Raw genomic sequence first — 5,424 nt, 5'->3', positions numbered from 1 at the left:
GGCCATGGGATAGTAGTAGAGCGGCTTGATGCCGAAGGGGTCCCGGGCGCAGAACAACGTGCCGGCGGTGCGGTCCCATAGGGCGAAGGCGAACATCCCCCGCAGCCGGGGCAGCAGACCCCGCCCCCATTCCTCCCAGCCGTGAAGCAGTACCTCGGTGTCGGAATGGGTGGCAAAGGTGTGTCCGGCGGCGGTCAATTCCTTGGTCAGTGCCGAATAGTTGTAGATCTCCCCGTTGAAGACCACCACCAGATGGCCGTCCTCGTTGAACATCGGCTGGGGCCCGCCGTCCAGATCGATGATGGCTAGCCGCCGGTGTCCCAGCGCCGCCCGGCCTTCCACAAAGACGCCCTGACCATCCGGTCCACGATGGGCGATGCGCGCCAGCATCTGCTGCAGCACGCCGCCATCCGCCATGCTGCCGGCGGTGACAAATCCCGCAATTCCACACATTCGGTGTCCCTCATTTCCCATAAGCTGTTTTATAGTATGCGCAGAAATCCCCGGGCAACCATGGGTTGCGGGTTTGACAAGACGACTTGCTGGTGTTTCGCAAGGCAGTATGCTACAATGACAGTACCGAAAGGAGGCGGCAACGATGACGTTGGGGCAAAGAATTCAGGAAGCCCGAAAAAACAAGGGCCTCAGTCAGGAAGCGCTGGCCGAGCAGGTGGGGGTCAGCCGGCAGGCGCTGGGTAAGTGGGAGAAGGACACCGCCCTGCCCAGTCTGGAAAATTTGCAGGTTTTGGCCTGTGTGCTGGATGTCGGCGTGGATGAACTGCTGGGCACCGCAGCCCAGCAAAATGGGACCCCCGAACCTACGCTGACGTTGGACGCACTGCGGGCGCTGCTGGATGCCCGGGATGCCGACAAGCGCCGCCGCAGCCGCCTTTGGGGTGGTGCAGCGCTGGGTGTGGCGGCGGTGCTGTTCTGTGTTATGGCAGGGGCTGCGTACCAGTATAACCGGCAGGTACAGACCTTGGCGCAAAACTATCAGGCGGTGCAGACACAGCTCTCCCGCACGCAGGCAGAACTCTCCGACCAGATCGAGGAATTGCAAGCCGCGGTACGGCAGGGGGAGGCCACTGTGCTGGATTGGCAATGGCAGCCTACCAGCAAGGTGATCCATGATCTGGACGGGTCATGGGTGAACGTTCAGGTGGAGGTCACCCCCCGCACCGTCACCGACGGCATGACGGGCCAGTTGGTGCTGGTTCATCAGGGCGGCCCCTATGACGGTACCACCGAGCTGCTGGCCATGTCTCTGGGCACCGACGGCGTCTACCGGGTGGCGAACGACATCATCTTTCATATCGGAGAGACGGCGGAACTCGCGGTGCAGTGGCAGGACGCAGCGGGAACTGTCACGCAGGAGGCGCTGGGCACGGTGGATTGCAGCGAGGAGAACTTCCGGCCCCGGTTTGTCTGGGGAAACCCCGGCGGTGATTATAGCTATGGCTACCGAGTCCAAGAAACGGACGGCCAACCCCGGCTGACGCTGACCAGCTACCCGGTGGAACTGGAAATTGAACGACCCGTCTGGATGCAGGTGCAGGCGGTGACAGTGGAGCTACGGGTGAACGGTGCGGCCGGAGAACCGATGGCGAAAATCGAACTGGCTTGCCAAGGAACATGGGACAGCGGAGACGGCTTCCAAGGCGAAGTTTGGCAAGGAAATTTTTGGGAAGAGGAAACAAAAGATGGCTGGATTTGTCAGGATGATGCCGTGACCACGGCGGACCTGATAGTCCACCTGTACGATACGAGCGGCAACGTTTGGACCGATACCCGTCCTCTCTCTGCCAGATCGTAACGGAATAAAAATCCAAGACCCCGGCGCATAGCCAAGCCCATTTGTCATACACTAAGGCAAGGGGGTGATGGCGGTGGCCGGGGTCTTGCCTGTGCTGCTGGGGGGCGATGCCAACGTCTATGGTATGGCCCGCAGCTTTTATGAAGCTTACGGCGTGCGCAGTGTGGCGGTCTGCAAAAAGGCCCTGCCCGCGTTGGCCCACAGTCGGCTGGTGCGGGCGGCGGTGCAGAATCCCCGTCTGGAAGAGGACGCGGTGTTTACGGCGGTGCTCACGGCGCTGGCCAAGGCCCATCCCGCCCGCACCTGTCTGCTGGTCTCCTGTGCCGATGGCTATACCATGCAGTTGGCCCGCTGCCGGCAAGCGCTGGCACCCTACTACCGGTTTGCCTGTCCGGAACCCGCTGTGGTGGACGCACTGGGCACCAAGGAGGGTTTCGCGGCGGTCTGTGCGGCGCAAGGGCTGCGCACCCCCCAAAGCGTCACCCTGCAAGAGGGCGCGCCCCTGCCGGAGCTGCCCTTCGATGGACCGGTCATTGTCAAACCGGCGGATTCTCCGGCGTATTGGAACTGCCGGTTTGCGGGTAAGCGTAAGGTGTACCTGACCCACAGCATCGAGCAGCTGCAAGCAGTGGTGGCCGCGGTGAGACAGGGCGGCTACCGCGGGGCGCTGCTCTTGCAGGAGTATATCCCCGGTCCCGACACGGCGCTGAGCGTCGTCAATGCCTATTGCGCCCGGGACGGCAGTGTGCCGTGGATCGTGCAGGGGCAGGTATTACTGCAGGAGCGTACCCCCGAAGGGGTGGGCAACTACGGGGCCATCCTCACCGAACCGGCCCGGCAGGATACCGCTCTGCTCACGGCGTTGACGGAACTGCTGCGCCGTAACGGCTGGCGGGGATTTGCCAATTTTGATCTGAAATACGACCGCGCCGGGCAGCCGGTATTGTTTGAGATGAATCCCCGGCAGGGGCGTGCATCCTACTTCTGTACGGCGGCGGGGGCCAATCTGGCCCGGCCACTGGTGGAAGATCTGGTACAGCAAAGGGCGGTCACGCTGCCGGTACTGCGTCCATCGGTGTGGTATACGGCGCCTTGGGGGGCGGTGCGCCGGTTTTGCCCCAACAAAACGCTGCTGCGGCGGGCGGCCGCCCTGCGCCGCCGGGGCCGGGGCTGCCGCCATTTGCTGGCACCGGGGGAAGGACCGGCCCGCTGGGTCTGGTTCTGGGCACGTCAAGGCGGTTATTGGCGTAAATTGTACAGATACCGGCAAGGCACAAGCGACCTTGTCTGATGGGAAAAGGAGGCCCGCTATGTGCGGCATTGTCGGCTTTACCGAAACCACCCATGATCCGGCGGCGGCCCGCCGTACCGTCCAGCAGATGGCCAACCTGATCCGCCACCGCGGTCCCGACGGGGAAGGCCTCTATGCCGATGACCGGGCAGCGCTGGGACACCGGCGACTGTCCATCATCGATCTGGAGGGCGGCGGCCAGCCGATGTTCAACGAGGACGGCACCTTGGTGGTAGTTTTTAACGGCGAGATCTACAACTACCCCGAACTGGCCCGTCAGTTGTCGGCGGCGGGACATACCTTTGCCACCCATTCCGACACCGAGGTGCTTCTCCACGGTTGGGAGCAATGGGGCAAAGCTCTGCCCGGCAAATTGCGGGGGATGTTTGCCTTCGTGCTGTGGGACCGGACCACCGGTACGCTCTTTGGAGCACGGGATCTTTTCGGCATCAAACCGCTCTACTATTACCGCAAGGGGGAGCTGTTTCTCTTTGCCAGCGAGATCAAGGCGTTTCTGGCCCATCCGGGGTTTGAAAAGCGTTTCAATGAGGATCGACTGCCCGATTATCTGAGCATGGAATATCTGCCCGGCGACGAGACGCTTTTCACCGGGGTGTACGAACTGCGCCCCGGCTTCAGTTTTCTCTGGCGAGAGGGACGGCTCTCGCTGGAACGGTACGGCAAGATCCGCTATCGCATCCGGCAGGACCGAAGCCCGGCGGAATGGGCCGAAGCCATTGATAAGGCCTTCACGGGCAGTGTGGCGGCCCACCGTCTGGCCGATGTGGAGGTGGGGTGTTTTCTCTCCGGCGGGGTGGATTCCACACTGACGGCTTGTAAGGCGGCCCAGCAACAGGAGGGGCTGCAGTGCTTTTCGGTGGGGTATGCGGAGCAAGCCTACTCGGAATTGCCCGCCGCCCGGGAAGCAGCTCAGGCGCTGGGGGTGCCTTGTACCGAAACCACCGTCAGTGCCGACCAGTTTTTTGCGGCCAATCGGGCCATCCAGTGGTACCTCGACGAGCCGATGCCCAACCCGGCGGAGGTGCCGCTGTATTTTCTCTGTCAATCGGCACGGCAGCGGGTCAAGGTGGTGCTTTCAGGGGAGGGGGCCGACGAGTTGTTCGGCGGGTATCCGCTCTACTGTCAGGGGGTGCATATGCAGGCGTGGCAGCATCTGCCTCGGGGACTGCGCCGTCTGTTGGGGCGTTGTGCTCCGGGATGCGGCTTTTTGCGCCGCGGTGCGCAAAGCCGCTGGCAGCGCTGTGCCCGGGCCAACTATGTGTTTGAAAGTCCCGAGGAACGGGAGCGCTATCTAAAACGAAAATTTTCTTCCCAGACACCGGCCCGGCGGTTCAAACCCTATTTTGACAAGGTGCGCGGTCTGGACGAAGCTACCGCGCTGCAATGGGTGGATTTGCAGACTTGGCTGCCCCGGGATATTTTGCGCAAAGCCGACCGGATGAGTATGGCCCACAGTCTGGAACTGCGGGTTCCCTTTTTGGACCGGGAGGTGCTGGCGGTGGCCATGGAACTGCCCCGTACCAAGCGCTGCACCCGGCGTAAGACCAAGGTGGCGCTGCGGGCGGCGGCGGAGCGCAGCCTGCCCCCGGCGCTGGCGGGGCGCAAAAAACGGGGCTTCCCGGTGCCGTTGGCCCAGTGGCTGCGGCAGGACACCTACTACACGATGGGGCGGGAAAAGTTTGTGGGCCCGGTGGCAGAACGGTTTTTCGATACCCGGGAACTGTGCCGTCTGCTGGACGAACACCGGGAAGGCAAAACCCAAGCTATGACCAAGATCTGGAGTTTTTATTGCTTCATTTTGTGGTACGAACTCTATTTTGTAGACCCGCTGCCGCCCCGTCTGTAAAAAAATACGAAAAAATCCTGTCGAAACCCCTTGACTTGCACGATCTTCTTTGCTATAATAACCCTCGCAGCATGCCCCTATGGGCACGAACCATGTGCGCCCGTAGCTCAGGTGGATAGAGCAACTGCCTTCTAAGCAGTGGGTCAGGGGTTCGAGTCCCTTCGGGCGCATTTCGTGGTGCCTATGGCGCAGTTGGTTAGCGCGCCAGATTGTGGCTCTGGAGGCCGAGAGTTCGAATCTCTCTAGGCACCCCACCAAAGACCGTGTAGGCCCAGCCCTGCACGGCCTTTCTTTTTTCGATGGGCCGTCGCCAAGCGGTAAGGCAGAGGACTTTGACTCCTCCATCCGTCGGTTCAAATCCGGCCGGCCCAACCAAAACAGCGTTGCGTTTTACGCAGCGCTGTTTTTCTTTTCATATAAGAACCACAAGCTATGCTTGTGGGCGAATATAGC

Annotated in this window: 3 protein-coding genes, 3 tRNA genes and 1 pseudogene; 6 read left to right on the top strand and 1 reads right to left on the bottom strand. The window is 61.7% G+C overall.

Translation table 11 applies throughout. From position 1 onward, the window contains the following. Positions 1 to 453: pseudogene (locus Q0526_RS01830) on the bottom strand (asparagine synthetase B); the annotation flags it as partial. 145 nt (positions 454 to 598) lie between these two features. Between Q0526_RS01830 and Q0526_RS01825 the strand changes: the two are divergent. From Q0526_RS01825 to Q0526_RS01800, 6 genes are all read left to right on the top strand, one after another. Next, positions 599 to 1,813, top strand: coding sequence for a helix-turn-helix domain-containing protein (locus Q0526_RS01825; protein ID WP_298730279.1), 1,215 nt, complete (start codon positions 599 to 601; stop codon positions 1,811 to 1,813). Positions 1,814 to 1,886: 73 nt separating this feature from the next. After that, positions 1,887 to 3,104, top strand: coding sequence for an ATP-grasp domain-containing protein (locus tag Q0526_RS01820; protein ID WP_298730276.1), 1,218 nt, complete (start codon positions 1,887 to 1,889; stop codon positions 3,102 to 3,104). A 19-nt stretch (positions 3,105 to 3,123) separates the two neighbouring features. Then, a complete protein-coding gene (gene asnB, locus Q0526_RS01815; protein ID WP_298730274.1) occupies positions 3,124 to 4,971 on the top strand; it encodes an asparagine synthase (glutamine-hydrolyzing) in 1,848 nt (615 codons plus the stop codon). Positions 4,972 to 5,067: 96 nt separating this feature from the next. After that, positions 5,068 to 5,141 (top strand) — tRNA-Arg (locus Q0526_RS01810). A gap of 7 nt (positions 5,142 to 5,148) precedes the next feature. Next, positions 5,149 to 5,225 (top strand) — tRNA-His (locus tag Q0526_RS01805). Positions 5,226 to 5,271: 46 nt separating this feature from the next. Further along, a tRNA-Gln gene (locus tag Q0526_RS01800) sits at positions 5,272 to 5,346 on the top strand. The last annotated feature ends 78 nt before the right edge of the window (positions 5,347 to 5,424 follow it).

The organism is uncultured Subdoligranulum sp. (genome assembly GCF_937890665.1).
The sequence above is the reverse complement of the archived record's forward strand: the minus strand, read 5'-3'. Positions and strand labels throughout refer to the sequence as shown.